Below are 26,285 nucleotides of genomic sequence, written 5' to 3' on the forward strand. Positions count from 1 at the left end.
ATAGTGAAAAGAAAAGGAGAATAAAAACATGGCAAAGAAAGTTTTATTGGCAGGGGAATCATGGATGAGCTATACCACTCACGTGAAAGGCTTTGACAGCTTTTATACGTCTGTTTACGAGACAGGAGAGAAGTATATTAAGAGAGCTTTTGAAGAGGGAGGATATGAGTTTACATTTCTTCCAAATCATTTGGCAACAGAAGAATTTCCTTTCAGCTTGGAAGAATTAAAGCAGTATGATTTGATTATTTTATCAGACATTGGAGCCAATACTCTTCTTTTACCCGGAGCAACCTTTACTCGCAGCGAAATTATGCCGAACCGTTGTAACTTACTTCGGGACTATGTCTTGGATGGAGGCGCTCTCTTAATGGTAGGAGGATATTTGACCTTCTCCGGCGTGGATGCTAAGGGAAAGTGGCAGGACACAGCTGTGCAGGAGGTTTTACCGGTCCAGGTACTTGCTACAGATGATCGTATGGAGCATTGTGAAGGAGTTCGCCCTGTTTCTGTGAAAGAGCATGCTATCCTTGAGGGATTAGAAAAGACCTGGCCAAGAGTTTTAGGCTATAACAAGACTATCTTAAAACCAGAGGCAGAACTTTTAGCAACAGTATGTGATGATCCTTTTATCGCTTTGGGAGAATACGGTAAGGGAAGATCCGCTGTGTTCACCACGGACTGTGCTCCCCACTGGGCACCACCTGAATTCTGTGAGTGGAAGGATTACAACCGCTTGTTCCAAAACCTTGCGCGTTGGCTGACAAAGGAAGCATAACGGGAGAAGCTATGAAGGTTTTAAATTTTGGTTCTTTAAACATTGACTATGTTTACAGTCTGGACCATTTTGTTCAAAAAGGAGAAACGATTTCCTCTGATGCTTTAAACATATTTCCGGGGGGCAAAGGCTTAAATCAGTCTCTGGCTTTGGGAAGAGCCGGTGTTTCTACGATTCATGCCGGAGCGGTAGGAAAGGACGGAGAATTTCTTCTAAAGCTGCTTCAGGAATCAGGCGTGAACATAGACTATGTGCAGTCTTTGGATAGCGTACAAACAGGAACGGCGATTATTCAAAAGGATAAAGAGGGGGATAATTGTATTATTCTCTATAGCGGTGCAAATCATAAAATCAGCAAGGCACAGGTGCAGAAGACTATCGCAAATTTTGCCGAAGGAGATTTTCTTCTATTGCAAAATGAAATCAATGAGATAGACAGTATTATGAAACTGGCCTATGAAAGAGGAATGAAGATTGTGCTGAATCCTTCTCCTATGAATGAAGCAATCTTAGCTTTACCTTTGGAATATGTGGATTATTTTCTTTTGAATGAAGTGGAGGCAGCGCAGATCTTAGGACAGGATAGTGCCGACCGAGAGAGCGAAGAAATGATTAGAGCCTTACATCTTCAGTATCCTACAGCGAAAATCGTTTTAACCCTTGGTGGGGAAGGAGCTCTTTACTTTGACGGGGAAAGCCTTTATCGCCAAAGATCCTATAAAACGGAAATTGTGGATACCACTGCTGCGGGAGATACCTTTACCGGATACTTTATTGCAGGAATTTTAAATGGAGAAACGGTTCCGAAAGCCATGGACTTGGCAGCCAGAGCTGCAGGAATTGCCATTTCCCGATTTGGTGCGGCTCCATCCATTCCCTTGAAGGAAGAAGTATTATCTTTTTCCTTTAGTTAAAAGAAAAATAGTGATTATAAAAAACCGTACGAAAGTGCGGTTTTTTTATGTGATAGGAGTTTTTGGAGGAGGTTTTATATGGCTTTGCTTTGAGGATAAAGCCTTCTATTTAGTTCTGTGAAGAAAGTTTGGTGGATGGAGGGGATTTTCTACAAAACCGGTAGTTTATTTTAATCTAAATTAACAAATCTGTTTATTTTCGTGTGGATTTTATTGACAGTTCTGTTAGGTATGTTTATATTTTCATTAAATAAACATAAAAGAACACATATTAACATGCGCTAAGATGTATGAATGTATATCCGTTATGGGAGATTTATACGAATGCCCAGGTGCACTTATCAAGATAAAGGAACACATAGGAACATCCATTAAGAACTATCAACAAGTGGAGGAGAAGAATGCCAAAGTGTATTGTCATCGCAGATGATTTAACCGGAGCAAATGCCACGGGAGTTTTACTGAAAAAGATGAATTATAGCGCCTATACGGTTTTAAATGCTGAGCGTTTAGAGCTGTCTATGCTGGAGCAGTGTGACTGCGTTTTATATCCTACGGACAGTAGAGGGATTGATCAGGACCTGGCGTATAGAAGAGTTTCCAATGTTTGTAATCTACTGAAGAACGAAGATACCAAGGTTTACGGCAAACGGATTGACAGTACTTTACGAGGAAACCTGGGAGCGGAAGTGGATGCCATGCTGGAATCCCTTGGAGAAGACTATGTGGCTATTGTGGTAGCTTGCTTCCCCACATCCTCCCGTATAGTTCTCGGAGGCTATATGTTGGTGGAGGGGCTTCCGCTTCATAAGACGGATATTGCCATTGATCCGAAAACGCCGGTGAATAATCCTGAGGTGGCTGAGCTGTTCCGAAAGCAGAGCAAATACCCCATTGCCTCCATTTTGATGAAGGATTTGCTGCACGGAAAGCATTATCTTGCGGATTGCATGAAGAAGCTGGCGGAGGAGGGAAACCGCATTATTGTGGTGGACTGTGTAAGCCAGGAAGACATTGATTTAATTGCGGATGCGGTGGAGACCTCCAAGCTAAAGGTCTTGGCGGTGGATCCCGGTGTGTTTACCGCAAGTCTTGTGAGAAAGAGAATTCCTCCCACAGAAAAGAAGGAGAAAAACAAGGTTTTGGCTGTGGTAGGCAGCGTAAATCCTCATACCAGATTGCAGCTGGAAGAGCTGTGGCTTTCCCAAAGATGCAAGAACGTTTTTGTGGAAACCAAGGCGCTTTTGGAAGGGGAAGAGCAGTGGGAGCAGGAGGTTCAAAGAGTGGTGGATGCCATTCTAAAGGATGTGGACAAGGATAGAGTCTTCACGGTGACGGGAGACGGCATCTATCCGGAAAATCGTGTGGATCTGGGAAAGCTTGCGGAAAGCAGAGCCTGCCAAATCGAAGAAATCAGCAATAAGATGAATCTGGCTTTTGCGGAGATTGCTCATCGAATCTGTGAGCGGGAAAAGAGCTTTAAGGGAATATACAGTAGCGGTGGAGATGTGACGGTATCTATTTGCAAACGCTTTCAAACTGCAGGTCTTAGCTTAAAGGAAGAGGTTTTACCCTTGGCGGCTCACGGGGAAATGCTTCTGGGGGATTTCCCGGGAATGCATATGGTTACAAAGGGAGGTAGCCAGGGCGGAAGAGATGCCATCATCCGTTGCATTTCCTTCCTGAAGGAAAAGCTCTTTGTATAAAATGGTAAATCTAATAGATTTTACGAAACAAGATTTGCCGGTCTCAAAAATAAAAATGATGAAAAGAAGGAGGATAAAATGAAGAAAGCAGTAATTGCAGTACCTATGGGGGATCCTGCGGGAATCGGTCCGGAGATTGTGGTGAAGGCTGTATCCAAAAAGGAAATCCAGGACATTGCAAAGGTAGTGGTTATCGGAGACGGAAAGATTTTGGAAAAGGCGGTGGAAATCTGTAAAGTTCCCATTCGTTTGCAGAAAATTGAAAAAATAGAGGAATTGGGAGAGGATAAGGACAGCCTTTACTATATGCAGGAGGGCGAAATTTCCATGGCGGACTTTGCCTATGGAAAGGTCAGCGCAATGTGCGGAAAGGCTGCATTTTCCTATATTAAGAAATCTATCGAGCTGGCCAATGAAAGACTGGTGGATGCGGTGGCTACCACGCCCATCAACAAGGAATCCTTAAAGGCGGCAGAGGTACCCTTTATCGGTCACACGGAGATTTTTGGTTCATTAACCAATACGGAAGATCCTTTGACCATGTTTGAGTGTAACGGCATGAGAGTGTTCTTCTTAACCAGACATGTATCTCTTAGGAAAATGCTGGATATGATTACCAAGGAGCGAATTAAGGACTATGTGAAGCGTTGTCTGGAGGCTTTGAAAAAGCTGGGGGTTACAGACGGAAAAATGGCCATTGCCGGCCTGAATCCGCACTGTGGAGAGCATGGCTTATTCGGAGACGAGGAAGTGAAGGAGATTATGCCGGCGGTGGAAGAGCTGCAGAAGGAGGGCTATCCTGTGGTTGGACCTATCGGGGCAGACTCTGTTTTCCATCAGGCAGCACAGGGAAGATACAACTCCGTACTGTCTCTCTACCATGACCAGGGGCATATCGCTACAAAGACCTTGGATTTTGATAGAACTATCGCTATTACCAACGGTATGCCGATTTTAAGAACTTCTGTGGATCATGGAACTGCATTTGACATTGCCGGAACCGGCATTGCAGACAGCATCAGTATGGAAGAAGCGATTCGACTTGCGGCAAAGTATGCAGAGGCTTTTAAGCACTAAGAAGAACCGGAAAGACATAAAAATTGGCTTATGCAAATGAGCAATTGACAACGAAGGGGAAAAGTAAAGTATTTTTCTAAAGAGGAGGAAAGTATGGTTAATGGTTTACATGGAGAGCAAATGCTCCTGGGCTTGGCAATCGGTATTGTGTTACTGATTTTCATGGTATTAAAGACAAAGATTCAGGCCTTTTTGGCTTTGATTATCACTACCGTAGTGATTGGTGTAATTGGCGGAATGCCTTTGAATACCATCACCTTGGAAAATGGAACGAAGTTCGGTATTTTGCAGTCTATTACCAGCGGATTTGGAAATACCTTATCCAGTATCGGTATTATTATTGGTTTCGGCGTTATGCTGGGAGCAATCTTTGAGGAAACAGGAGCAGCAAAGCGAATGGCTCTTTGCTTCTTAAAGGTATTTGGAAAGAATAAGGAAGAGGAGGCTTTGGCTTTTACCGGTTTCCTGGTTTCTATTCCTATCTTCTGTGACTCCGGCTTCATTATCCTGTCCCCTATCGCAAAGGCGATTTCCAAGGTTACAAAGAAATCTCTGATTTCTTTGGGGGTAGCTCTTGCAGCAGGTCTTGTAATTACCCATACCATGGTTCCTCCTACACCCGGCCCCTTGGGGGTTTGCGGAATCTTCGGTGTGGATGTAGGACAGTTTATCTTACTGGCTTTGGTTCTTTCTATCCCAATGACCATTGTGGCTATTCTTTATGCCAGAAAGTATATTGCTAAGAAGTTAAACTGGATTGTTAATGAAAACGATGAGCTTGTGGAGGCACAGGCCGGTAGTGTAGAGCTTGGAAAAGAAATCAATTTAGGTTCAGAAAATCTTCCCTCTACATTTTCTTCCTTCCTTCCCATTGTTTTACCTGTCATCTTGATTTTAATGAATACCGTATTTACGGCAATGAAGCTTATGGACGGATTTTTCCATATTCTGATTTTCCTGGGACAGCCTATTGTTGCGGTTGGTATCGGATTATTAAGCGCTATTTTCATTCTTGGCAAAAAGATGAGTCGTAAGGATATCCTTTCTTCGATGGAGAAGGGAATGATGTCTGCAGGAATCATTATGCTGGTAACCGGTGGCGGTGGAGCTTTAGGACAAATCATTAAGGATTCCGGACTGGGAACCTATATGGCGGAGGGAATTACCGCAATGAATGTACCGATTATTCTGCTTCCCCTTGTGATTTCCACTGTAATGCGTTTTATCCAGGGATCCGGAACTGTAGCCATGACTACAGCGGCAAGTATTTCCGCACCGATTATCCTGGCTACCGGAGCTAATCCTGTGGTTTCCGCTTTGGCTTGTTGCGTAGGCTCCTGCTTCTTCAGTTATTTCAATGATAGCTACTTCTGGGTAGTCAACAGAACTCTTGGCGTAAGTGAGGCAAAGGATCAGATTCGTGTTTGGTCCATTACCACAACCATTATCTGGGCTGTAGGATGTTTGGAAGTAATTATCCTTAGCTTTATTATGCACTAATTTTCCGAGGATAAATGTTTGAGGATAAATGGCTTGGTTTCTTTCGGGAAGCTAAGCCATTTTTTTATAAAATATGCTAAGATGTTTTCGGAGAAAAGGACCGGAATGAGCTAGGGGAGAAATCATGAAAAAAGAAAAGGTGTTATCAGGAGAACGGCAGCAAAGCATTTTATCCATTTTGGAGAAGGATGGTTCCGTTTCCGTAGATGAACTGGCTAAGCAATTTTCTGTCAGCGGAATGACCATTCGGAGAGATTTAAAATATCTGGAAGAAAAGAACCGGATAGAGCGTTTTCATGGGGGAGCCATTCTGCGGGATGAGGTGCTTTATCAGGAAAAGGAAGTGCAGAATATTGAGGCAAAAAAGCGTATTGCCCAAAAGGCTTTGGAACTTATTAAAGATGCCAAGGTGATTTTCTTGGATGCGGGAACCACCAATAGGGAACTGGCTCTATTATTAAAAGAACGTGAGGGTTTGTCTGTGGTCACCACGGACATAATGGTTGCCGGCGTTTTACAAAGTGGAAAGGGACGCCTCTTTTTCTGCGGAGGAGAAATCCAGAAAAGTACCGGCTCTGCTTTGGGAAGCTATACAGTGAATCAATTGAAAGATTATTCTTTTGATATCGCCTTCTTAGGGGCTTCTTCCATTAATGAAAAGCTGGAGCTGAGTACGCCTACATTGGAAAAAGTGGCTTTGAAAAAGGCTATTTTGCAGCAGGCAAAGCAGTCTGTTTTGTTGGCAGATGCCAGTAAGTTTGAGAAGCAGGCGATGATGAAGATATGCTCCATTCAGGAATTTGATATGCTGGTAACGGATAAGACATTTTCGGAGAAAGAAAAAAAGGAAGTGGAAAAGCTGGGAGTGAAAGTTGAAGGAGTCGTATGAAGCAAATATCAAATGAAATATCAAAGAAATTATCCCTTGCCCGTTCTTTTGAAAAGGCACATTTTTCGGAGATACAAAGACAGGAGCGTCCCGGCTTTCATTTAAGCCCTGCGCTAGGCTGGCTCAATGACCCAAATGGTTTCTCCTTCTATAAGGGGGAATACCATCTTTTTTATCAGTATAATCCCTATAGCACCAGATGGGATGCGATGCATTGGGGGCATTGGACTTCCAAGGATTTACTCCACTGGGACTATCAAGAGGCAAGTCTTGCGCCGGATGAAGATTATGAAACCGGTGTTTTTTCCGGTACCGCTATAGCGGATAAGGATGGCTCTCATCTTATTATGTATACGGCGGATTATACCAAGGCTCCGGATTATTCTACGGATTTATCAGGGAAAAATGGGATTCGAAGAGAAACCCAGTGCATCGCCAGAGGGGATGGGAGAGAGTATCAAAAGTTCCGGGGAAATCCGGTGCTTTCAGAAAAGGACTTGCCGGAAGAATTCACGATTGAAGATTTCCGAGATCCCAAGCTTTGGATTGGAAAAGACGGAAAATACTATGCGGTAACCGTGGCCAGAAAGAAGAGAGACAATCTTGGAGCGGCTTTGCTTTTTTCTTCGGAAAATGTGGTGGAATGGCAGTATTTGGACACGATTAGGGAAAATGACGGAAGCTTCGGCGGGATGTGGGAGTGTCCGGATTTCTTTTTCCTGGAAGGTCGTCCTGTGCTTTCCCTTTCGGTCATGAATATGAAAAATACAAGTCCCTTGTTTAGGAATGGAAATTGCACCGTTGCTTTTGTGGGGGATACCATAAGTGAAGAAGTAGATATTCTACCGGAGTCACAGCAGGGAAAGGAAGAGAACAGAGCAGAAGATTTTTTGGAAAATCTGCTACAGCAGACTATGAAAAAGGCGAACCCCCAAGCTTTGGATTTAGGCTTTGATTTTTATGCGCCTCAGACCATGGAAAGGGATGGACGAACAATCATGGTAGGCTGGATGCAGGCTCCTGAAGCCGGTGGAAATGCTCCGGAGAATGCTAAGTGGTATGGACAAATGTCTTTTCCCAGAGAAATGTTTTTCCGGGGAGACAGGCTTTGCCAGCGCCCCATTTCGGAGATTCAGAAGCTTTATAAGGATACGGTCGAGTTGGAGATTTCCTGCGAAAAAGAAGAGAAAAGCTATGCAGAATTAGAGGGCAAAGTTCTGGACCTTAGTCTACGGAGTTCGGCTTCCAAGTATTGCCTAAAATATCAAGAATGTTCTGAACAGAAAGTAGTTTCTGAACGACAAGAAGTTTTCCAAATGAAATTTGCAAAGCAGGGAGAGAACTATGTCCTCTGTACTTATGATTTTGTAACGGGAATCCTGACTGTGGATAGAAGTCATGCAGGAAGGTCTGCCAGTATTTGTGAAGTAAGAAGGATTTATGTGGGAAGTTCGAAAGAGCTTTCGCTAAGACTTTTGCTGGACCGTTTTTCCTTTGAGCTCTTTATAAATGATGGGGAGCAGGTTCTCTCCGGCACCCTTTATGAACTCCCGGCGGAGGCTAAGGAAATCAGCTTCCAAGGAGAAGGGATTCATCTAAAGGTAGAAAAACATAGCTTAAGGGAGATTGAGCTTGGGGCACTGTAATGAATTGAAAAAGCAGTGGATGTCTTTTCCACTGCTTTTTTCTATCTTTTAGCTTGTATCAGAACCGGCATGCGTTGACCTTAGCAAGATTAGCCAACATATAGCATTCCCCTAAAGAGTTCATTTTCGTCTTTTCCATTGATATTTAAAGTCCAATTCTGCGTATCTCTTTCAACCGGTACTCGGTAGCAAGTTCCGTTATATTGGAATTGACTAAAATCATTTAGGTTAAAAATACTGAAGTCCTCATTTCCTACATTGTCTATATATTTTTCATCAATAATTCGCATATCCATGTAAGAGGCATTATCCGTATACATCAGTAGGAGATAGGAACCGGCGGGGATAGTTCCCTCTTTTAGCACATTTCCATTTACATCTACTTCTTGAACCGGAACATCTTGAATAGCCTGGATAACATGATTGCTGGTTATTTTGTAGCGGTTTCCATTTGGTTTTGGATAGGCTTCCGCATCAATCAACCAGTCTATTTCTACAGTATTGGTACTGAGAAAGCCGTTGTCTTCTGCTCCGCAAAACCCTTTAGCATCCGTAAAATTTTCTTTGAGAAGATGCGTGTATTCGATATTGCCTACATTTTTAAAGTAGTATTCTCTAGCAGATAGGTCCACATACCAGTTTTCCTCCGGTTTTAATTCCATGGTAGAGAGGTCGATTCGATAGAGTAAAGTTACCCCGTCTTCTTCATACTTAAAGAGGTAAATGTAGTATTTTCCGGATTTTTTGAGAAGATAAGGAGTTCCGTCAATGCCTTCCACAGCTCCACTTTCTCTATTGCCGGAAACGACGGAGATATCCAAATAAAACATTCCCTCTTCTTCCTGTTTTTTCAGATAAACGGGCTCCCGTTTTCCGCTTCTGTCCACATCTACATCCAGATACATATTGTCAAAAAGTGGGATTACATAGTCCTCTTCCGTTTTAGTATAATCTTCGACAAATAGATTCTCCCCTTCATCAAAATATACGGTAAGAACCTTGGGGGACTTAAGAGACCGGCCGGTAAGATCGATATCGGAATATATAGAAACGCCCTCCGCATTTACCGTCCAAGTAAGTGCATCTCCCTTCTCTTTTATATTCTGTAAAAGTGCAGGAGGAAATTCCACAGCTGTACCTGCGGATTCCTGCGCTCTTTTTTCAGCCAAAGCAAAGAAGCTGTCCCTGTCTTTTACCACATCGGAAAAAGCCAGTCGTTTTCCGCTTTTACTATCAAAATTCAAAGAATAGTGCTGATACTCGCTTCCGCTTCCCGTGTAATCTATAGATTTGGAATTTAAAATGCTGACGATGCTTTTGTCTGCCCGAATAACATCACTATTGGTCTTCACTTCAGGAGTATTTCCTAAGTAGTTCGCCACATTCCTTTTGGCCTCTTCTGAAGTATTAGCGATATTTACCAACTCCGCAAAATCCTTTTGATAGAGATCTTCTACTTCCTTGTTATAGTCTTCAAAGGCCTTTCTCAGGGCATTAAATTTCTCACCCTCTTCCTTCAAGTGTAACTTAGTGCTTTCTATACTATAAAGATAATGATAGTTTGCATCCGTGTGCCTTTCTCCGATTTCTTCTAAAAGGATATGGGGCATTCCTATAATCGTGCTTTCAGCTTGTGCTTCTTTTTCTTCTCTGCTGTCCTTCTGCTCCTTCTGTGAAGTACCTGATTCTACTCCTGTTTTGTCCGTCCTGCCAGCTTCTTTTTCTGCCTTTGCACAAGACAGAAAAAGAAAGCTAAGAAGAAGGAATAATACTAAAAGTAGTTGTTTTTTCGCTTTCATTTCGTCCTCCTTGCCTTTTCTCTTTAAGAGAGTTTAGTTATCGTCTTTGTTTTTGTTCCGTACTATTCAAACATTAATTTTTACTATTTTATCATACTTTGTTTTCGTTTCAATCTGATTTGAAGAGTAGATGGAACGTCAGAACGTATAGGAACTGGAGGGAACTTAGTTGCGCCGGCAACTAAGGCAAGGAAGATGGTTTTTTATATATATTTTTTCAGTTCCCCATACCCCTCTTTTTCCATTTCCTCATAGGGAATAAAGCGGACAGAAGAGGAGTTAATGCAGTAGCGGAGGCCGCCCAGTTCTCTTGGACCGTCATGAAAGACATGGCCCAGATGGTAGTCTCCACCCTGGGAACGGACTTCTATTCTACGCATTCCCAGACTGTTGTCCTCCAGGTAGCGGATCACTTCTCCGGCAATAGGTTTTGCAAAGCTGGGCCATCCGCAAGAGGAGTGAAACTTGTCTTTGGAGGAAAATAACGGCTCTCCGGTGGCTCTATCCACATAAAGCCCTTTAGCATTTGTATCCCAATAAACATTTTCAAAGGGACGGTCTGTGGCACTATGCATCAGCACATTGTATTCCTCTTTTGTCAGCTTTTCCTGTAGCTCTTTTTCGGAAAGAGGCTGATATTGCTCTGAATCAATCAATGGCTCATCCGCCAGGGCAAGGGAGATGTGGCAGTAGCCTCCCGGATTTTTATTCAGATAATCCTGATGATATTCTTCCGCCGAGTCAAAGGCTTCCAAGGGAAGCACTTCCACCACTAAAGGAGAGCTGTACTGCTCTTGCTCTTTTTTTAGAGCCTCCTGAATGATCTCTTTGTCCCCTTCTTCTACATAGTAGATACCGGTGCGGTATTGGGTGCCCACATCATTTCCCTGCTTATTTAAGCTGGTAGGATCAATAATACGAAAATAATAACGCAAAAGATTTTTTAAAGGCAGGCGCTCCGGGTCATAGTCGATTTTTACGGTTTCCGCATGGCCGGTATTGTTGTGACAAACCTCTTTATAGCTGGGATTTCTGCTGTTTCCGTTGGCGTAACCGCAAGAGGTAGAGAGCACTCCCGGTATTCTTTGAAAATAGGCTTCTACTCCCCAAAAGCAACCGCCTGCAAGATATATGGTTTTCTGCATAGTAACTCCTTTCCGATGAAATTGATTTATAATGAAACGGTTCTGTAGCATTGTAGTTTATAGCTATAACATTTGCTGAAAAAATCCTTAGTTTGATAACTGATAGCTTTACTTTAGCACAAATGAGAAGGCAATCTACAAGAATCCCCGGGATTTCCAGCTTTTTTTAGATTTGTATTCCGAAAAGGAAAACAATGCTATAGTATAGAAAATATCCAGAGCATGATACTTTGATAAATGGAGCAGCCGGATGTGTATGAACCAGAGATACAGAGGGGCCGGCGCTACAGAAGCAGCGATGTAGGAACTATGGATACAGAAGCAGCGATGTAGGAACTATGGATACAGAAGCAGCGATGTAGAAACCATGGATAAAGAAACTATGGATAAAGAAACTATGGATACAGAAACTATGGATAAAGAAGCTATGGATACAGAAACCGGATTTGTTGGAAGCAGAGATGGAAAAAATAGGAATGGAGAATATAGGAATGGAAAAAGAGCTGAAAATATCGTCCTTTTCCGTAGAGGGAAAGAAAGCGACACTGTATCAACCGCTTGAAAGTATGGTAGAGAAGAAATTAAATCAGGCGAATACAAATACCAGTCTGAACACAAATGGTCAGACTATGGAAGCAAGAGCTTTGGGAGGGAAATTATCAGAAGTCAAATCATCAGAAGTCAAATTATCCCCTCATCTACTGATTCTTCATTGCTTTTCCGAAGAGGAAGAGGCGGTGGTAAAGCTTTTACAAGGGCAGGAGTACTTTACATTTCCGCTTCTTTGTATCAACAACTTGGAATGGCAGAAGGACATGTGCCCCTGGGATAGTCCTGCTCTTATTAAAAATGAGAAGGATTTTATTGGCGGAGCGGATGAATATTTGTTCCTTTTAGAAAAGGAAATTATTCCGAGGGCAGTAGAAATTCTTGGAGAAGAGCCTACATATTATGCGTTGGCCGGATATTCCTTGGCCGGTCTTTTTGCCCTATATGCCGGCTACCGAAGCTCTTTATTTTCTCGGATTGCTTCTGTCTCCGGCTCCCTTTGGTATCCGGACTTTGTTTCCTTTGCCAAGGAGAAGAAAATGCTGAGCAAAGCGGAGAGGCTCTATCTTTCTTTGGGAACAGAAGAAGCGAAGACCAAGCATGCCGTCCTGTACACCATAGAAAGAAAAACCCGAGAACTGGTAGAGCACTACCAATCCTCGGGATACTGTGTGAATTTTGAGCAAAATCCCGGAAACCATTTTTGTGAAGTGGAGCAAAGAATCGAAAAGGGGATTCGGTGGATCATGGAAGAGTGATTATCTTTTTATCCGATAATTTCTGAAAGCTTTACCTTTCTGTCTTCCATTCTGGACTTCGTGCAGGCATCCGCTGTGGCAATAGTAGCTCTTGCGGCTTCTCCGGTAAGCAATGGCTTATATTCGTCACTTACTTCCTTGCCGTGCATTATACCATTGAGGAAGGCCATTTCCTTCTTCATAATGCCCTGTAGCCATAGTGGTGGCTTTCTGCCGGGCTTACCGTATTGAATGGCGCCATCCATTTCCGTACCGTGATAAATGCGGGTTCTGTCCTCGTCTTCCTCTTTGCTTTCGTGAAGAAGGAAATGGCTTTCTTTTCCGTCTATCTTCAGAGTACCGCCGGCATCAAACATATCCAGCTTGATGGCTCCCTCTGTACCCTGAATCAGTAGATAATGCTCCGGCCAACGGAAGGCGGAACCCCATTCCATCACAGCATAACGGCCATCCTTAAAACGGGCGGTTATGAAAATCATATCATCCTCATCACCAAAGGCTTCGCCTTGGTGAGCCACATTTCCGGCTTCCATAGTAACTTCTTCCGGCATCCCTCCCATGAGGAACTGAACACAATCCAGCTCATGGATGTGGTGATAAAGATGTCCTCCGGACTTTTCCCGAATCTTCTTCCAGGATACGGACTCCTGCACATCTTCCCATCCGTTTCTGGCAGAGTGGCAGTAGAGAACCTTTCCGATTTTTCCTTCATTAATCAGTTCTTTTGCATGGTGTACACCATTAAAGAAGTTCATGATGTGTCCTGCCATGAAAATCACGTGATTTTCTTCACAGGCCTTTACCATTTCGTCGCAGTCTGCGTAGGAGAGGGCGATAGGCTTTTCACAAAAAACATTTTTTCCGTGTTTTGCAGCCAAAATTACCGGCTCTTTGTGCAAATAATTTGGAGATGCTACAATCACGCAATTTACATCCGGTCTGGAAACAAGGGATTCCAAGCTTGCTTCTGCATCGCAGGACAATTCTTTCGCAATAGTCTCTCCATTTTCCGGATCATAAACAGCAACGACTTGTGCATCTTCTTGTTCTTTCATGATGCGGGCTAATTCTGCACCGAAATAGCCCACACCCACTACGGCATAATTTATCATGTTTAACTCCTAACTTTTCACGATTTAGGGCTAAATATTCATTTCTTTACTTCTCATAGTCCCAATCCTCGCTTTTTATTTTCGTTTTTTTAAAGTTGATATAGCTTCTACATTAATTTACTTTACAGCTCCCTCGGACAGTCCTCCTGCAATCTTATTTTGAATCAGGCAGAAGAAGATAATGGAAGGAACTACTACCAATGTGGAAGCCGCCATCATATCGCCCCAGTCCAATATTTCTGAACCGTTTAGGGAGCGAAGGGCAACAGCCACAGTCATCTTGGAAGTATCATTAATCAGGATTAAAGAGTATAAAAACTCATTCCAAACATTGATAAAGGTATAAATGGCGGTGGCTACGATTCCCGGTGCCACCAGAGGAATCACTACCTGCATAAACACCTGAATTTTATTGGCTCCATCTATCTTTGCGGCTTCTTCTATTCCTATGGGAACTGTTTTAAAAAATCCCACCAAAAGCCAAACCGCATAGGGAATACTAAAGGAGAGATACACCAGTACCAATCCGATTCTGGTATTGGTCAGTCCCAGCTTTGCCATTACGATGGAATAAGGAATGGCCAAAAGGATGGGAGGGAAAATGTAGGTGGTCACCAAAACCTTCGATAGTACCGTTCCGATTTTAGGGAAGAATCGAACAATGCCATAGGCTGCCAAGGCAGAAATTGTAATAGCTATTCCTGTTGTGGCTAAGGAAATAATGACACTGTTTCGGATATTTACAATGAAACCCAAATCAAAAATCACATGGCGATAATATTCCAAAGTTACTACTTTCGGAAGAAAGGCTGTGGGATTCCCGGTTAATTCGCCCTTTCCTTTAATGGAGGAAATAATAATCCATAGCAAGGGGAAAACGGCGAAGAAACAGAGGAGCAAGAGGTAGATGTGGCTGATTAAGCTCGCAAAATATTTCTTTCTCATTTATTTTCCTCCCTTTCCCAGTAATTCATAATGGTGAAGTAGATAATGCAAACACTCATTAGGAAAATAAACAGCAGTACTGTTACAGCAGAGGATTTTCCCAGCAGCTTGGTTCCCCATCCCATTTCATAGGCATAAAGGGGAACGGTTTGTGTGCTTCCGGCAGGCCCTCCACCGGTAATCAGATAGATTAAGTCGAAGTTATTAAAAATCCAAACCGTTCTTAGAACCACCAAAAGTCCCATAACCAGCTTGATGTGGGGAATGGTGATGTGTTGAAAAGACTGCAAGGCACTGGCACCATCAATTTTTGCGGCTTCATACTGGTCCTGTGGTACAGTTTGTAAAGCAGATAAGACATTGACCATAATCATTGGTGCTCCGAACCAAATGTTGATGAGTACCAGTACGATAAAAGCCAGATTCTTTTCTGTGAGAAACTGTGGAGCGGTTTCGCAAATTTTCCATTTCACCAAAAGATTCGGCAAAATGCCATAGACTCCGTTTAATATCCAAGTCCAAGAGAAGGCGATAACGATGGAAGGGAAGGCCCAGGGGATAATCAGTAGAGTTTTATACATCCCTTTAAAGAGCTTTACCCGATTTAAGGCCAGAGCAGCAGTGAAGCCCACCAATATCTGTCCCAACAAGGAAAATACAGTCCATTTTAAAGAGTTCAAAAAGGCTGCCCAAAATTTGGGATCACTTAGAATATCTTTATAGTTTTTCAGTCCCAGAAAATTGTATCTTGGTCGAATAAGATTCTTACTGGTCATACTGAAAAAGAGACTGGAAAAAATGGGATAGATAAAAAGGGCGGCTACGACAATGACGGCAGGAAGTACAAACAACCATTTCGTATAAGATCTTGTCTTCATTTTCTGACCTACCTTTCTAGTTTGGAGAGGCTGCAAGAAGAAATCTTCTTGCAGCCTCTTTCGAGAAGAAAAAGATTATTGCGTAGCAGCTTCCATTAAGCTGTTTAACTTATCTTCAGCTGCTTTAGCGGCTGTCTTTACATCTGTTCCGTTGGTAATAATATCTTGGAACATTTCTTCAATTACGTGCTGGTTGGTAAGGATACCTGCCTGTACGCTTGGTCCATGTTCAAATCCGATAGCAGTTCCGCCGGGAATCTGAGAAGAAATCACTTCTTCCGCATGAGCAAATTTCTGAATAGTGGGGTCATCTTTATACGCTTTGGAATCCTCGATTCCCTTAATTGCCGGAAGCATTCCGACAGGAACGGAATGAAGGAATTTCACATAGGTATCTTCTTCATATAAGGTTTTGATAAAGGCTTCACAAATTTCAGGATGCTTAGAATTCTTCCAAATAACCAAAGGCTGGTTAGAAGTGGTAATGCCCTTCTGCTCTGTACCCTTAATGGTGGGGATGGGATAGCAGTCTACATAATCCAGTAAATCCGGAGAGTTTGCCGCTACACCGGAGATTTGGAATCCGGAGTTAAAGTCAAAAGCGGTTTTCCCCTGATAGTAGAGTGTAGCCTGATCCAGTACATTGTAGTTAATGGAATCCTTTGGTGAGCAGTCCTTATATACCTTCAACCAGTAGTTAATTCCTTCTATAGCTAAATCGCTGGTAAGATTCGCTTTTAAGTCATCCGTCAGTAAGCTTCCTCCGGCACCCTTTACGTAAAAATTCAGGAAATTGGTGGCTTGGAAGTCCGTAGAGCCACAAGGAAAAGAGAGACCGTAAATACCGTCTTTGGTTAGCGCTTTGGCTTCTTCATAAAGCTCATCCCATGTCTTTGGCACCTCTAAGTTGTTTTTTTCCAGTAAATCCTTGCGAACCCACATCACCATGGCGTGAGAATAGAGAGGAACAGCATAGTTGTTACCGTCTACGGAAAGCTCATTTAATGCGTTTTCATAGAACTTATCCCGTCCGATATCATCAATTAATCCATTCAGAGGAATGATAGCGTCGGAATTAATCATTTCGGAAACCTGCCCTACCAGAGCGGTACTCATATCCGGCACATTCCCGGAAGCAAGCCCTGTTGTCCACTTGGTGTAAAAGTCATTCCAGGAAAAGGTTTCAATTTTGATAGTAACCTTTGGATGTTCCTCCATGAACTTATCCGCAGCCTCCTGAATGGTTTCCAATCTTGGTCCCTGGGTAAAGGAATGCCAGAAAGTAATATCTCCCTCCAATTCAGCATTAGCTTCCGCCTTTTCCTCACTACCCTTTGCTTCGCTGCTGTTTTGCTCAGGAGCTTTGCTTTCTTCCTTTGCGGCGCTGCTACCGCATCCGCTCAGAGCTGTGCAAAGCATTGTCAGACTCAGCATAGCGCTTAAAATCTTTTTTCTCATAAATCTCCTCCTTAGTAGTATGCAAGTGCTATAGGGGAATCCTAGGCATCTTGTTCGCAAGTTTCTTTTGGGACTTGCGATATTTATTTGTGGATAATAACTGATTAATTTGTATGATATAGGAATAAATTAGACGATTCCATAGAAAATAGACCTAATAATAGCATTTTACACTCATAAAACAATGTTTTTGCTGTTAATAAGATTTATCCTCTATATTAAATAATAAATAAGAAATATTTTTTATTCTTTTGCAATATGACGATACTGATTTGGTGTACAACCAAAAGCTCGTTTAAATTCACGAATAAAGTAATTGCTATCTTCATAGCCCAGTTCATAGGCAATATCGTTAATGTGAAGGTTGGAAACCAGCAATTTTCTGGCAGCAGTAGTAAGCTTTAGTTCTTTGACATAGACCATGGGAGATTTTCCCAGCTGGGAACTAAATAAGGAAGTAAATCTTTGTTTGCTTAATTCTGCCATTTCCGCTAAACGGCTTGGAGAATATTTTTCATTGGGATGCAAGAGAATATAATCCACTACCCCCTGGATACGAGAATCCATGGCGGTACCGGATTTTTTGATTTGGGTTCTGATTTTATCTAAGTCCATTTCATCTCCGTACTTTTTCCCCTTATTTGTAGTAGGAAGAATACGAGAAGAAAAATCAGAAGCATTTTCTGATTTTTCTTCTATGGACATTTGGGAATTCAAAGTGTTAGAAGGAACTTCATTCTGATTTGTTTCGGGATTTACCTTGGCAATGAGAGAGGCAATCAAAAGCTCTAAATATCCCCTGACAAAGAACATCTTTGCAGGGCTCTCTTTTTTTACCCATTGATAGATTTCATCAAAATAAAAGCTTTCTCCCTTGCCCTCCATAATCTTCGGCAAATGATAATAATCCCCCAGTAAGTCCCCTCCTTCAAAGAAAACAGAGCTGGTAAAACGAATACTGGTGAAGGAAAAATGGCTGCTGGTGGCAAAGCAGGAGAGCTGACTTCCTTTGGGGATATAGATGATTTGATCCTTTTTTACAGAATACTCCTGAGAATCTATAAAGAAGCTGGCGGTTCCGGATTCAATGTAGCGGAGCATATTGTAGGGAATACTGCTTTCAGGAAAGATCCAATTACGCCCAAAGGAATAGCGATCAATATATAAAAAATGAAAATGAATATTATCAATAGCGCTGTACATAGGATGCCGTCAAACTTTCTGTATATTTTCTATAGGAATAGAAGTTGCCTGGTTCAAGTGTTTTCAGTATAAAGGCTTTACGAGAGAAAAGGAATAGAGCAAGGATGAATTACTACACTGGCTGTTTTATTTTATCTTCGTTATAATAAGACAGTATATTTAGTTTAGAAAGTAGAGTAGTGTAAATGAAAGATGAAATCAGATTAGAAAAAGACCGTAAAATAAAGGGAATCATTTCCATAATCCTTTCTGCGGCAGGCTTTGCGGGAATGGCTTTTTTTGTAAAGCTTTCCGGAGATCTGCCTACCATGCAGAAAGCAATGTTTCGAAATTGTGTGGCGGCTTTGATTGCCTTCGTGATGATGCGGCAGCAGGGATTGCATTATTCTGTCCCCAAGGAGCTTAGGATTCCTCTACTTCTTCGTTGTTGTTTTGGAACCTTGGGGATTCTTTGTAACTTTTGGTCAATTACGTATCTGAAGCTGGGGGATGCCAGTATTTTACAGAAAATGGCGCCTTTCTTTGCTATTGTAATGTCTATTTTTATTTTGGGAGAAAAGCCCAATAAGATGGCGATTGTATCTGTTCTTTTAGCTTTGCTGGGAGCAGCCTTTGTGGTGAAGCCCGGGCAGGGAATCGTGGGACTTCCCGCACTGGTGGCACTTTTTGGAGGATTTTCGGCGGGAACGGCCTATACCTTTGTTCGCAAGGTAGGCTTAGGTGGCGTGAAAGGACCGGTAGTGGTCTTTTCTTTTTCGATGTTTTCCGTTTTGGTATTGCTTCCATTTTTTCTTTTGCAATACAAGCCAATGACTGCACAACAGACTATCTTTTTAATTTTGGCAGGATGTAGTGCGGCTGTGGGGCAGATCTTTGTGACAAAAGCTTATGCCTATGCCCCTGCAAAGGAAATTTCCGTCTTTGACTATTCTCAGGTACTCTTTGCGGCTGTTTTGGGCTTTGTGGTCTTTGGGGAAATTCCGGACGTTTATAGCTTCGTGGGCTATGCCCTCATTTTTGGAACGGCTCTTTGGAAATGGAAGAAAGGTTAGTTGATAAAGAGTTAGTATTTCCTTAAAAGAATAGTGAATAAATTATCTTGTTTAGTGAATCAATTTTTAAAGATTAGTATGGTGATTTACTTTATAATGCAAATTACCAAATTAACAATAATTATATATACATTGCATTGAAAATATAATACAATGTATATATAATATATAGAATATGATTCTAAAATTCAATACAGATAAGGAGGCTTTCTTATGGCACAGACGAGTATCAGTGTTCGTATGGATGAAGATTTAAAGAAACAGTTTGATGAGTTTTGTTCTGATGTGGGGATGAATATGACTACAGCATTTTGCATTTTTGCTAAAACGGTAGTTCGTGAAAGAAGAATTCCATTTGAAATTACAACAGAGAGAGACACGTTTTATAGTAGTGAACATTTAGCTACTTTGGAAAGACGAGTTGCGGAGATGAAGGCCGGATATAAGATACATGAGCATGAGCTTATTGAGGCCGAATAATGAGAAAAATATGGCATGATGAAGCGTGGGAGGAATATTTATACTGGCAGGAACAAGATAAGAAAACACTAAGAAGAATAAATAAAATTTTGAAAGACATAGATAGAAATGGATATAATTGTATTGGAAAACCGGAAAAATTATCAGATAATTTGTCCGGCTTTTGGAGTGCAAGAATCGATGAAAAGAATCGGATTGTTTTTCGTATTGTGGGAGATATGCTGGAAATTGCAGAATGTGGTTCTCATTATGGCGATAAATAATGTATCTAATTGTAGAAAGCACCTGTATGAGATATATCGGTAAAAATTCTTTTTTTCTTTTGTTAGATTCATTTGTTGCATTTGCAACAAATGAATCGCATATATTGTATACAATAGACTTTGTAAGAAGGATTTAAAGATGTAAGCCTCTTATAAAGCTAAAGTTTAAATTGTTTAAAGGGCGAATTTTTTAGAGCTTAAAGAGACTTCAAGAGCAATGTTTTTAAAGCCTGAAGCATTTTCAAAATCAAAGTCCTTCGGCAAAGAAAGGAGGCTTATGAAAGAAAAAGTCGGAGAAGTGTTTTCCATAGCAAGAGACAATCCGCCGGTACGGAGCTGTACAGTATCCAAGCAGATTCATCCGGGAGAAAACGCTGTCATTTATTTTTCCATGGCGGAGAGGACGGATATCAGTGCAGAGCTTTACTCCTATCATAAGCTGCTTTTCGTAGCGGAGGGGGAGATAGAAGTTTACGGAGAAGGAGAGGGGAAGTTCCTTTCCAAGGGGCAAGCCATTCTCACCCCGGTGGAGAAACCGGTGGGAATCCGTAGTGAAAAAGGTGCAGTATACACAGAAATTTCCATAAGGAGGGAAGATTTTATGAATGAAGCAGTAAAAGCAGGTGAGGTTTTTCGTTTGGCAGACTTACTCCCCTATCAGGAGGGCAAGATTGTAAACATGGACTTGATGCACAATGAGAAAATGAAGTTTGTGCTGATGTCCTTTGCCGAGGGCACCGGTCTTTCCGAGCACGCAGCTCCGGGAGAGGCTATGGTATTTGCGCTGGAAGGGGAAGCAGTAATTCAGTATGAGGGCGTGGACCATGTGATTCATGCCGGAGAAGAGTTCCATTTTGCCAAGGCAGGACGGCATGCAGTAACAGCCAAGGGGAATTTCAAAATGGCTTTGTTAATCAGTTTGGCATAAGAGAACGTTTAAAGTACATAAGAGAATTCTTTGGGAGAATAAGATGAGAAAAGCAGTAAAGGGAAATGTCAGTTGGATAGGCTATATCGACTGGGAATTACAGCATTTTCATGGGGATGATTATTCCATCATCAACGGTTCCAGCCAAAATGCCTATCTCATCGAGGAAGAAAAGACGGTTTTGATGGATACGGTTTGGACACCCCATCGTTTTGACTTTGTGGAGAATCTGAAAAAAGAAATTGATTTGAAAAAGATTGATTTCATCGTGGCAAATCATGGGGAGTGCGACCATTCCGGCTCTCTGACTACCATTTTGGAGGAGATTCCGGATGTGCCTATTTATTGTACGGCAAATGCGGTGAAAAGCATTGAGGGGCAGTATGGCAAGAGGGGCTGGAATTTCCATGTGGTTAAGACCGGGGATTCCTTGGATATCGGAAACGGAAAGAAACTCATTTTCCTGGAAATGCGGATGCTCCACTGGCCGGATTCCATGGCAACTTTCTTAACCGGGGACAATATCCTCTTCTCCATGGATGCCTTTGGACAGCATTATGCGGTGGAGGAGCTTTTTAACGATAAGGCAAATCAATGCGTTCTCATGAAGGAAGCCATGAAGTACTATGCCAATATTGTGGCCCCCTTTGCTCCGATTTTACGGAAAAAGCTGGAGGAGATTACGGCTTTAAATCTTCCGATAGAGATTATTGCTCCTTCCCATGGTGCCATTTGGCGGGAAAATCCCATGCAGATTGTGGAAAAATATGCGGAATGGGCTCAGGATTATCAGGAAGATCAGGTGACGATTGCCTTTGATACCATGTGGGAGGGCACTACAAAGATTGCCTACAGCATTGCGGAGGAGATTCATCGGCAAAGTCCGGATACGGTAGTGAAGGTTTTTAACATTTCCAAGTCGGATAAAAATGAAGTGATGACGGAGATCTTTAAGTCCAAGGCCATTGCGGTAGGATCCCCCACCGTGGGAAATTCTGTCTTATCTTCTGTGGCAGGCTGGTTGGAGTTTTTAAAGCAGCTGAAGTTTAAGAAGAAAAAGGCAGCAGCTTTCGGCTGTTATGGCTGGAGCGGAGAGTCTGTGAAGGTTTTACAGGAGTCCTTAAAGGAAGCAGGCTATAATGTCATTCCTGAAAATATTCGGGCGGAATGGACGGCAAAGGAAGAGGATTTTGCGGCGATTCCGGCATTGGTAAGCGCATTGTTAAAGGCAGAATAGGAGAGGGAGAGGAAGTGACATCCTCTCCCTTGCTTTTTGCAAAAAACTTTCTATACTAGGAAGGGTGTTTTTGGCTATTGAAAATAGAGAAGAGGCCGGTACAAGTCTTGGTCATAAAAGTCGGTAATAAATTTCGTAATAGCTATAAATGCTAAAGGAAAACGAAAGAAATAAATTCTAAAAAGAAAGGCTAATTAGAAGAAAAGCATGACAGACGCAATCCTACATCGTAAATCACATCGTATTTTTACTCCGGCCCCTCTGTCCGAGGAGGAAATGGAGGCGATTCAAAATAAAATTTCTGCAATCAATCTGGAAACAGGACTTACCATAGAATTTGAAGAAGACGGCAGTAGAGCATTTCAGGATTTTCGGAAAAGCTACGGTCTTTTCAAAAATGTTCGTAGTTTGATTCTCTTAAAGGGAAATGCGGGGCTTGCCCACTTTCGGGAGAAAATCGGTTTTTATGGGGAGGAGCTGGTACTGTTTGTGGAAGAGCTTGGGATAGGAAGCTGCTGGGTTGGAGGAACCTTTGACCGGGAGAGCTTTTGTTATCCGGAGGATGAGCATATTCAGGCGGTAATCGTTCTTGGACATAGCGGAGAAGAAGGAATCGGCAGAAAGCTGATTGGCAGTTTGTTCCCTATGAAGAAAAAGCCTTGGCATGAGCGAATTTCCGGACAAGATTCCTATCCCCATTGGATTCAGGAGGGAATGGAGGCGGTAGCTTTAGCGCCCAGTGCACTAAATAAGCAAAAGCCGAAGTTCTTTTATGAGCGTGGGGAACTTCGAGCTTTCGTACCGGATAATTACGACATGGACATGGTGGATTTGGGGATTGCCAAGTATCATTTTCTAAAAGGTGTGGGAGAGGGAACTTTCCCCTTTGGAAATGGAGCGAAGTATCAAAAAGAAGAGAATTCTTGACTTTCTTAATAGCTTAGGGCACAATAGCATAACAAAGGAAAAACGGCTCCTGCTTTGCGGGAGTTTTTTCTTTGCCTAGTAGTATTAGAGTAAGAAAGTGAGATGAATCCGCATAAAACGATCATAGAGCGACTATAAAACGACTATAAAACAGTGGTATAGGAAGCAAGCTAGTGAGGGCGGATATTTTACAGTAAAGGAGCAGTAGGGATGCCATTACAAAGTATTGCATTGATTTTGTTTATTCTCATGTATGTAGTGATGATTGTAAAACAGGAGTGGAGGCTATATGCCATTTGGGTGGTGGCTCTCCTTTTTGTGGGATTGGGTATATTACAGAGAAATCCCCTCTACCTCCTATCCGTCATTAACTGGAACGTGATAATGATGATCGGCGGAACCATGGTCATTGTGTATTTCTTTATTGAATCCAAGATGCCCAATCGTCTGGCGGAGATTATTTTGGATAAATGTTCCAATGTGATGTGGGTTATCATTTTAATGTCCCTATTTGCAGGATCAGTATCCGCCTTTATCGACAATGTGGCTACGGTTTTGATGATTGCTCCGGTGGGGATTGCCATTTGTAAGAAAATCAAAATCAGCCCGGTTCCCATGCTTTTATCCATTGCGGTATCCTCCAACTTACAAGGAGCTGCAACCTTGGTAGGAGATACCACTTCCATTATGCTGGGGGGCTATGCCAAGATGAACTTCATGGAGTTTTTCTTTATGAAGGGAAAACCCGGAATGTTCTTTTCCGTAGAGTTGGGAGCCATGGCGACCGTACCGATTATGATGCTTTTGTTTAGAAAATTCCGTCAGCCGGTGGAGGCTACGGAAAAAACCGAGGTGGAAGGATATTTTCCCAGTATCGCTTTAATCGGGGTGGTGGTTTCTCTGATTGTAGCCTCCTTTATTCCCAACACGCCCGGAATTATTAACGGCTTGATTTGTTGTATTATCGCCGTCATCTGTATGGCGGTGGATTATCATGTGAAGAAAATGCCGGAGAATCTTAAGAAGTCTTTGCTTTCTGTGGATAGAGAGACTCTCTTGATTTTAATGGGGCTGTTCCTTGTGATTCAGGGCATTACCGATGTGGGTCTGATTGATCTTGCGGCCGAAGGAATCGTAAAGCTGGGAGGAAACAATCTTTTCCTCTTGTACAGCATTATTGTTTGGGGCTCTGTAATCTTTTCTGCCTTTATTGACAATATTCCCTATGTGGCAACCATGCTTCCCATCATTACCGGCATTTGCCAGCTCTTACAGATTGAACCCTATCTTCTGTATTTTGGACTTTTAACCGGCGCAACTTTGGGCGGAAATATCACCCCCATCGGAGCCAGTGCCAATATCACCGCAGTAGGAATGCTAAAGCAGGAGGGCTACAAGGTGGGCTTTGGCGAATTTATGAAAATCGGAATTCCCTTTACCCTGGCTGCGGCAGGAACCGGCTATCTCTTCGTTTGGTTTATATGGAGATAAAAAGCTGGGATTATTCAAAATACAATAGGCGTTTTTTAATGCAGTATAGGTCTAAAAAAGGGGCAATCTGAGCCCGGTACTTGTGAAATCCGGCGAAGTGAAGAACTATAAAAATCAATAAGTGAAGCGAATAACGCAGTATGGGTCTATAATTGGGGCAATCTGAGCCCGTCAGTACTTACTGAAAGCGAGCAAAGCGAAGCTTGAAGTTAGTACTGTTACGAAGGCGAGGTTAGCGGGAGCGTGCCCCGATTGTAGACCCATACTGCATTAGAGCGCATCTTTAATAAATACAGTCCTTCAATACACAGGATTGAGCTAGCGAGAGCTCGCCCCAATTTTAGACCTATACTGCATTATTTTTTTATTATGAAGAATTCCTGCTTTTTATCTCAGGTATTTCTTCACTTCTGCCTTCATCTCCGTCCATTTCTTTTCCATATCTTTTACCAGGGCAATCTGGGTTCTGGCACGATCCAGGTTATGTCCCGGTCTTTTTACATGGAAATAGCTGTCTCCCTGCAAATAATCGGTGAGGAAGCGCATTCCGCATTCTAAAGTCATGATTTTTGCGCCTTCCGGTAGGGAAAGAATCTCTTTCTCCCAAAGGGAGCCTTCGCAGGCCTCTAAAAAGCCCTTGGTATAGAGGGAAAAGAGGGGAAGAGACAGAGAGATTTTGCTTAAATCCTCTTCATCCTCCGCCCCGGTGTTGGCACCAAAGCGGATGGCATCTCCAAAATCAAAGATGGAAAGTCCCGGCATGACGGTATCCAAGTCAATGATGCAAAGAGCCTTTTCCGTATTGGCATCAAAGAGCACATTGTTTAACTTGGTGTCGTTGTGGCTTACCCGTAGCGGCAATTCTCCCTTTTTCAAAAGCTCCAAAGCATAGGACAAGTCTTTCTCATGGGAGAGGAAAAACTGAATTTCCTCTTCACAATCTTTTTTTCTATCGAATTTATCCTCCTCCACAGCCTTCAGAAAATGCTGAAAACGCTGCGGGCTGTCATGGAAGTGGGGGATGGTCTCATGTAATTTTTCTGCGGGAAAGTCTGAAAGCAGCTTTTGAAAATGCCCAAAGGCATAGGCGCTTTCATAAAAGTGCTCCGGTTTTTCCACAAGGTCAAAGGCCTTACAGTCGGTAATATAGAGATACATTCGGAAAAAATTCTTCTTCTCGTCTTCGTAATAAAGATTTCCGTCCTTAGTTTTGATAATCTGCAAGCTTTCCCGTTCCGGATTTCCGCCCTGTTTCTTGATTTCTTCCGTCATAAAGCGGCAGACCAGGTCTACATTTTCCATCAGTTCCCTGGGCTTTGTGAAGATTTCACTGTTGATTCGTTGCAGAATATAGTTTCTGCCGGCTTCCACCAAAAAGGTATCATTGATATGCCCCGAACCATAGGGAGTACAGGATTTTATCTCTCCCTCCAAAGCAAATCGGGAAAGGGCATTTTGCAATTCTTCGTTCGTTAATTTGTTTTTCATAGGAATTCCTTTTCAAAAAATGGCATGAGGAAAAAACTGCAGCTTTGCACTGCAAGGATTTA

At 42.4% G+C, this 26,285-nt stretch carries 23 protein-coding genes; 15 read left to right on the plus strand and 8 right to left on the minus strand.

Annotated elements, in window-relative coordinates; translation table 11 throughout:
• Nucleotides 1-28: 28 nt before the first annotated feature.
• From RDQ32_RS00350 to RDQ32_RS00380, 7 genes are all read left to right on the plus strand, one after another.
• The gene (locus tag RDQ32_RS00350; protein ID WP_183682365.1) at nucleotides 29-778 is read left to right on the plus strand and encodes a glutamine amidotransferase; all 750 of its coding nucleotides are present in this window, start codon (nucleotides 29-31) and stop codon (nucleotides 776-778) included.
• An 11-nt stretch (nucleotides 779-789) separates the two neighbouring features.
• Complete coding sequence (locus tag RDQ32_RS00355) at nucleotides 790-1,692, plus strand: ribokinase (RefSeq protein WP_308578625.1); 903 nt, start codon at nucleotides 790-792, stop codon at nucleotides 1,690-1,692.
• Between the two features lie 401 nt (nucleotides 1,693-2,093).
• Nucleotides 2,094-3,398: a four-carbon acid sugar kinase family protein gene (locus RDQ32_RS00360; protein ID WP_308578626.1), complete on the plus strand. Its 1,305-nt coding sequence runs from the start codon at nucleotides 2,094-2,096 to the stop codon at nucleotides 3,396-3,398.
• Between the two features lie 78 nt (nucleotides 3,399-3,476).
• Nucleotides 3,477-4,475, plus strand: coding sequence for a 4-hydroxythreonine-4-phosphate dehydrogenase PdxA (gene pdxA, locus RDQ32_RS00365; protein ID WP_308578627.1), 999 nt, complete (start codon nucleotides 3,477-3,479; stop codon nucleotides 4,473-4,475).
• A 93-nt stretch (nucleotides 4,476-4,568) separates the two neighbouring features.
• On the plus strand, nucleotides 4,569-5,975 hold the full coding sequence (locus RDQ32_RS00370; protein WP_308578629.1) for a gluconate:H+ symporter: 1,407 nt from the start codon (nucleotides 4,569-4,571) through the stop codon (nucleotides 5,973-5,975).
• A gap of 124 nt (nucleotides 5,976-6,099) precedes the next feature.
• On the plus strand, nucleotides 6,100-6,864 hold the full coding sequence (locus RDQ32_RS00375) for a DeoR/GlpR family DNA-binding transcription regulator (RefSeq protein WP_308578631.1): 765 nt from the start codon (nucleotides 6,100-6,102) through the stop codon (nucleotides 6,862-6,864).
• Entirely contained in the window at nucleotides 6,861-8,510 is a 1,650-nt protein-coding gene (locus RDQ32_RS00380) for a GH32 C-terminal domain-containing protein (protein ID WP_308578633.1), read from the plus strand. Before RDQ32_RS00375 ends, RDQ32_RS00380 begins: the two co-directional genes overlap by 4 nt.
• An 89-nt stretch (nucleotides 8,511-8,599) precedes the next feature.
• On the opposite strand, the gene RDQ32_RS00385 is transcribed toward RDQ32_RS00380, so the two are convergent.
• Nucleotides 8,600-10,309 carry a hypothetical protein gene (locus RDQ32_RS00385; protein WP_308578634.1) on the minus strand — a complete coding sequence of 570 codons (1,710 nt, stop codon included), beginning with the start codon at nucleotides 10,307-10,309 and terminating at the stop codon, nucleotides 8,600-8,602.
• A gap of 203 nt (nucleotides 10,310-10,512) precedes the next feature.
• Nucleotides 10,513-11,454 carry a peptide-methionine (S)-S-oxide reductase MsrA gene (gene msrA, locus RDQ32_RS00390; protein ID WP_308578635.1) on the minus strand — a complete coding sequence of 314 codons (942 nt, stop codon included), beginning with the start codon at nucleotides 11,452-11,454 and terminating at the stop codon, nucleotides 10,513-10,515.
• Between the two features lie 461 nt (nucleotides 11,455-11,915).
• Between msrA and RDQ32_RS00395 the strand changes: the two genes are divergently transcribed.
• Nucleotides 11,916-12,761 carry an alpha/beta hydrolase-fold protein gene (locus tag RDQ32_RS00395; RefSeq protein ID WP_308578636.1) on the plus strand — a complete coding sequence of 282 codons (846 nt, stop codon included), beginning with the start codon at nucleotides 11,916-11,918 and terminating at the stop codon, nucleotides 12,759-12,761.
• A gap of 8 nt (nucleotides 12,762-12,769) precedes the next feature.
• Here RDQ32_RS00395 and RDQ32_RS00400 read toward each other — a convergent pair whose 3' ends face one another.
• The 5 genes from RDQ32_RS00400 to RDQ32_RS00420 all read right to left on the minus strand — a co-directional run bounded on the left by RDQ32_RS00400 (nucleotide 12,770) and on the right by RDQ32_RS00420 (nucleotide 18,357).
• Nucleotides 12,770-13,873 (minus strand): Gfo/Idh/MocA family oxidoreductase, encoded by a 1,104-nt coding sequence (locus tag RDQ32_RS00400; RefSeq protein WP_308578638.1) that lies wholly within the window; start codon nucleotides 13,871-13,873, stop codon nucleotides 12,770-12,772.
• 117 nt (nucleotides 13,874-13,990) lie between these two features.
• Nucleotides 13,991-14,818: a carbohydrate ABC transporter permease gene (locus tag RDQ32_RS00405; RefSeq protein WP_308578640.1), complete on the minus strand. Its 828-nt coding sequence runs from the start codon at nucleotides 14,816-14,818 to the stop codon at nucleotides 13,991-13,993.
• Nucleotides 14,815-15,696 carry a sugar ABC transporter permease gene (locus tag RDQ32_RS00410; protein ID WP_308578642.1) on the minus strand — a complete coding sequence of 294 codons (882 nt, stop codon included), beginning with the start codon at nucleotides 15,694-15,696 and terminating at the stop codon, nucleotides 14,815-14,817. Before RDQ32_RS00410 ends, RDQ32_RS00405 begins: the two co-directional genes overlap by 4 nt.
• A gap of 75 nt (nucleotides 15,697-15,771) precedes the next feature.
• Nucleotides 15,772-17,154, minus strand: coding sequence for a sugar ABC transporter substrate-binding protein (locus RDQ32_RS00415; protein WP_308578643.1), 1,383 nt, complete (start codon nucleotides 17,152-17,154; stop codon nucleotides 15,772-15,774).
• Between the two features lie 243 nt (nucleotides 17,155-17,397).
• Nucleotides 17,398-18,357: a helix-turn-helix domain-containing protein gene (locus RDQ32_RS00420; protein ID WP_308578645.1), complete on the minus strand. Its 960-nt coding sequence runs from the start codon at nucleotides 18,355-18,357 to the stop codon at nucleotides 17,398-17,400.
• A 185-nt stretch (nucleotides 18,358-18,542) separates the two neighbouring features.
• On the opposite strand from RDQ32_RS00420, the gene RDQ32_RS00425 reads away from it, so the two are divergent.
• The 7 genes from RDQ32_RS00425 (at nucleotide 18,543) to RDQ32_RS00455 (ending at nucleotide 24,735) form a co-directional block, all read left to right on the plus strand.
• Nucleotides 18,543-19,409 carry a DMT family transporter gene (locus RDQ32_RS00425; RefSeq protein ID WP_308578647.1) on the plus strand — a complete coding sequence of 289 codons (867 nt, stop codon included), beginning with the start codon at nucleotides 18,543-18,545 and terminating at the stop codon, nucleotides 19,407-19,409.
• A 213-nt stretch (nucleotides 19,410-19,622) separates the two neighbouring features.
• Entirely contained in the window at nucleotides 19,623-19,889 is a 267-nt protein-coding gene (locus RDQ32_RS00430; protein ID WP_304072831.1) for a type II toxin-antitoxin system RelB/DinJ family antitoxin, read from the plus strand.
• Nucleotides 19,889-20,152, plus strand: a complete 264-nt coding sequence (locus RDQ32_RS00435) for a Txe/YoeB family addiction module toxin (protein WP_308578650.1) — start codon at nucleotides 19,889-19,891, stop codon at nucleotides 20,150-20,152. Before RDQ32_RS00430 ends, RDQ32_RS00435 begins: the two co-directional genes overlap by 1 nt.
• A gap of 277 nt (nucleotides 20,153-20,429) precedes the next feature.
• Nucleotides 20,430-21,080: a cupin domain-containing protein gene (locus RDQ32_RS00440; RefSeq protein ID WP_308578653.1), complete on the plus strand. Its 651-nt coding sequence runs from the start codon at nucleotides 20,430-20,432 to the stop codon at nucleotides 21,078-21,080.
• Nucleotides 21,081-21,123: 43 nt separating this feature from the next.
• A complete protein-coding gene (locus RDQ32_RS00445) occupies nucleotides 21,124-22,317 on the plus strand; it encodes a flavodoxin domain-containing protein (protein ID WP_308578655.1) in 1,194 nt (397 codons plus the stop codon).
• Nucleotides 22,318-22,524: 207 nt separating this feature from the next.
• The gene (locus RDQ32_RS00450) at nucleotides 22,525-23,244 is read left to right on the plus strand and encodes a nitroreductase family protein (RefSeq protein ID WP_308578658.1); all 720 of its coding nucleotides are present in this window, start codon (nucleotides 22,525-22,527) and stop codon (nucleotides 23,242-23,244) included.
• A 210-nt stretch (nucleotides 23,245-23,454) separates the two neighbouring features.
• Nucleotides 23,455-24,735 (plus strand): SLC13 family permease, encoded by a 1,281-nt coding sequence (locus RDQ32_RS00455; protein WP_308578659.1) that lies wholly within the window; start codon nucleotides 23,455-23,457, stop codon nucleotides 24,733-24,735.
• A 387-nt stretch (nucleotides 24,736-25,122) separates the two neighbouring features.
• On the opposite strand, the gene RDQ32_RS00460 is transcribed toward RDQ32_RS00455, so the two are convergent.
• Nucleotides 25,123-26,223, minus strand: a complete 1,101-nt coding sequence (locus RDQ32_RS00460) for an aminoglycoside phosphotransferase family protein (RefSeq protein WP_308578661.1) — start codon at nucleotides 26,221-26,223, stop codon at nucleotides 25,123-25,125.
• Nucleotides 26,224-26,285 lie beyond the last annotated feature (62 nt).

The organism is uncultured Oribacterium sp., assembly GCF_902481605.1.
In the GTDB taxonomy this organism is placed as follows: Bacteria; Bacillota; Clostridia; order Lachnospirales; family Lachnospiraceae; genus Oribacterium; species Oribacterium sinus.

Excerpts from the sequence above, each read along its gene's own strand:
- RDQ32_RS00350 (WP_183682365.1), top strand. The coding sequence starts at position 29 with ATGGCAAAGAAAGTTTTATTGGCAGGGGAATCATGGATGAGCTATACC.
- RDQ32_RS00355 (WP_308578625.1), top strand. The coding sequence starts at position 790 with ATGAAGGTTTTAAATTTTGGTTCTTTAAACATTGACTATGTTTACAGT.
- RDQ32_RS00360 (WP_308578626.1), top strand. The coding sequence starts at position 2,094 with ATGCCAAAGTGTATTGTCATCGCAGATGATTTAACCGGAGCAAATGCC.
- pdxA (WP_308578627.1), top strand. The coding sequence starts at position 3,477 with ATGAAGAAAGCAGTAATTGCAGTACCTATGGGGGATCCTGCGGGAATC.
- RDQ32_RS00370 (WP_308578629.1), top strand. The coding sequence starts at position 4,569 with ATGGTTAATGGTTTACATGGAGAGCAAATGCTCCTGGGCTTGGCAATC.
- RDQ32_RS00375 (WP_308578631.1), top strand. The coding sequence starts at position 6,100 with ATGAAAAAAGAAAAGGTGTTATCAGGAGAACGGCAGCAAAGCATTTTA.
- RDQ32_RS00380 (WP_308578633.1), top strand. The coding sequence starts at position 6,861 with ATGAAGCAAATATCAAATGAAATATCAAAGAAATTATCCCTTGCCCGT.
- RDQ32_RS00385 (WP_308578634.1), bottom strand. The coding sequence starts at position 10,309 with ATGAAAGCGAAAAAACAACTACTTTTAGTATTATTCCTTCTTCTTAGC.
- msrA (WP_308578635.1), bottom strand. The coding sequence starts at position 11,454 with ATGCAGAAAACCATATATCTTGCAGGCGGTTGCTTTTGGGGAGTAGAA.
- RDQ32_RS00395 (WP_308578636.1), top strand. The coding sequence starts at position 11,916 with ATGGAAAAAATAGGAATGGAGAATATAGGAATGGAAAAAGAGCTGAAA.
- RDQ32_RS00400 (WP_308578638.1), bottom strand. The coding sequence starts at position 13,873 with ATGATAAATTATGCCGTAGTGGGTGTGGGCTATTTCGGTGCAGAATTA.
- RDQ32_RS00405 (WP_308578640.1), bottom strand. The coding sequence starts at position 14,818 with ATGAGAAAGAAATATTTTGCGAGCTTAATCAGCCACATCTACCTCTTG.
- RDQ32_RS00410 (WP_308578642.1), bottom strand. The coding sequence starts at position 15,696 with ATGAAGACAAGATCTTATACGAAATGGTTGTTTGTACTTCCTGCCGTC.
- RDQ32_RS00415 (WP_308578643.1), bottom strand. The coding sequence starts at position 17,154 with ATGAGAAAAAAGATTTTAAGCGCTATGCTGAGTCTGACAATGCTTTGC.
- RDQ32_RS00420 (WP_308578645.1), bottom strand. The coding sequence starts at position 18,357 with ATGTACAGCGCTATTGATAATATTCATTTTCATTTTTTATATATTGAT.
- RDQ32_RS00425 (WP_308578647.1), top strand. The coding sequence starts at position 18,543 with ATGAAAGATGAAATCAGATTAGAAAAAGACCGTAAAATAAAGGGAATC.
- RDQ32_RS00430 (WP_304072831.1), top strand. The coding sequence starts at position 19,623 with ATGGCACAGACGAGTATCAGTGTTCGTATGGATGAAGATTTAAAGAAA.
- RDQ32_RS00435 (WP_308578650.1), top strand. The coding sequence starts at position 19,889 with ATGAGAAAAATATGGCATGATGAAGCGTGGGAGGAATATTTATACTGG.
- RDQ32_RS00440 (WP_308578653.1), top strand. The coding sequence starts at position 20,430 with ATGAAAGAAAAAGTCGGAGAAGTGTTTTCCATAGCAAGAGACAATCCG.
- RDQ32_RS00445 (WP_308578655.1), top strand. The coding sequence starts at position 21,124 with ATGAGAAAAGCAGTAAAGGGAAATGTCAGTTGGATAGGCTATATCGAC.
- RDQ32_RS00450 (WP_308578658.1), top strand. The coding sequence starts at position 22,525 with ATGACAGACGCAATCCTACATCGTAAATCACATCGTATTTTTACTCCG.
- RDQ32_RS00455 (WP_308578659.1), top strand. The coding sequence starts at position 23,455 with ATGCCATTACAAAGTATTGCATTGATTTTGTTTATTCTCATGTATGTA.
- RDQ32_RS00460 (WP_308578661.1), bottom strand. The coding sequence starts at position 26,223 with ATGAAAAACAAATTAACGAACGAAGAATTGCAAAATGCCCTTTCCCGA.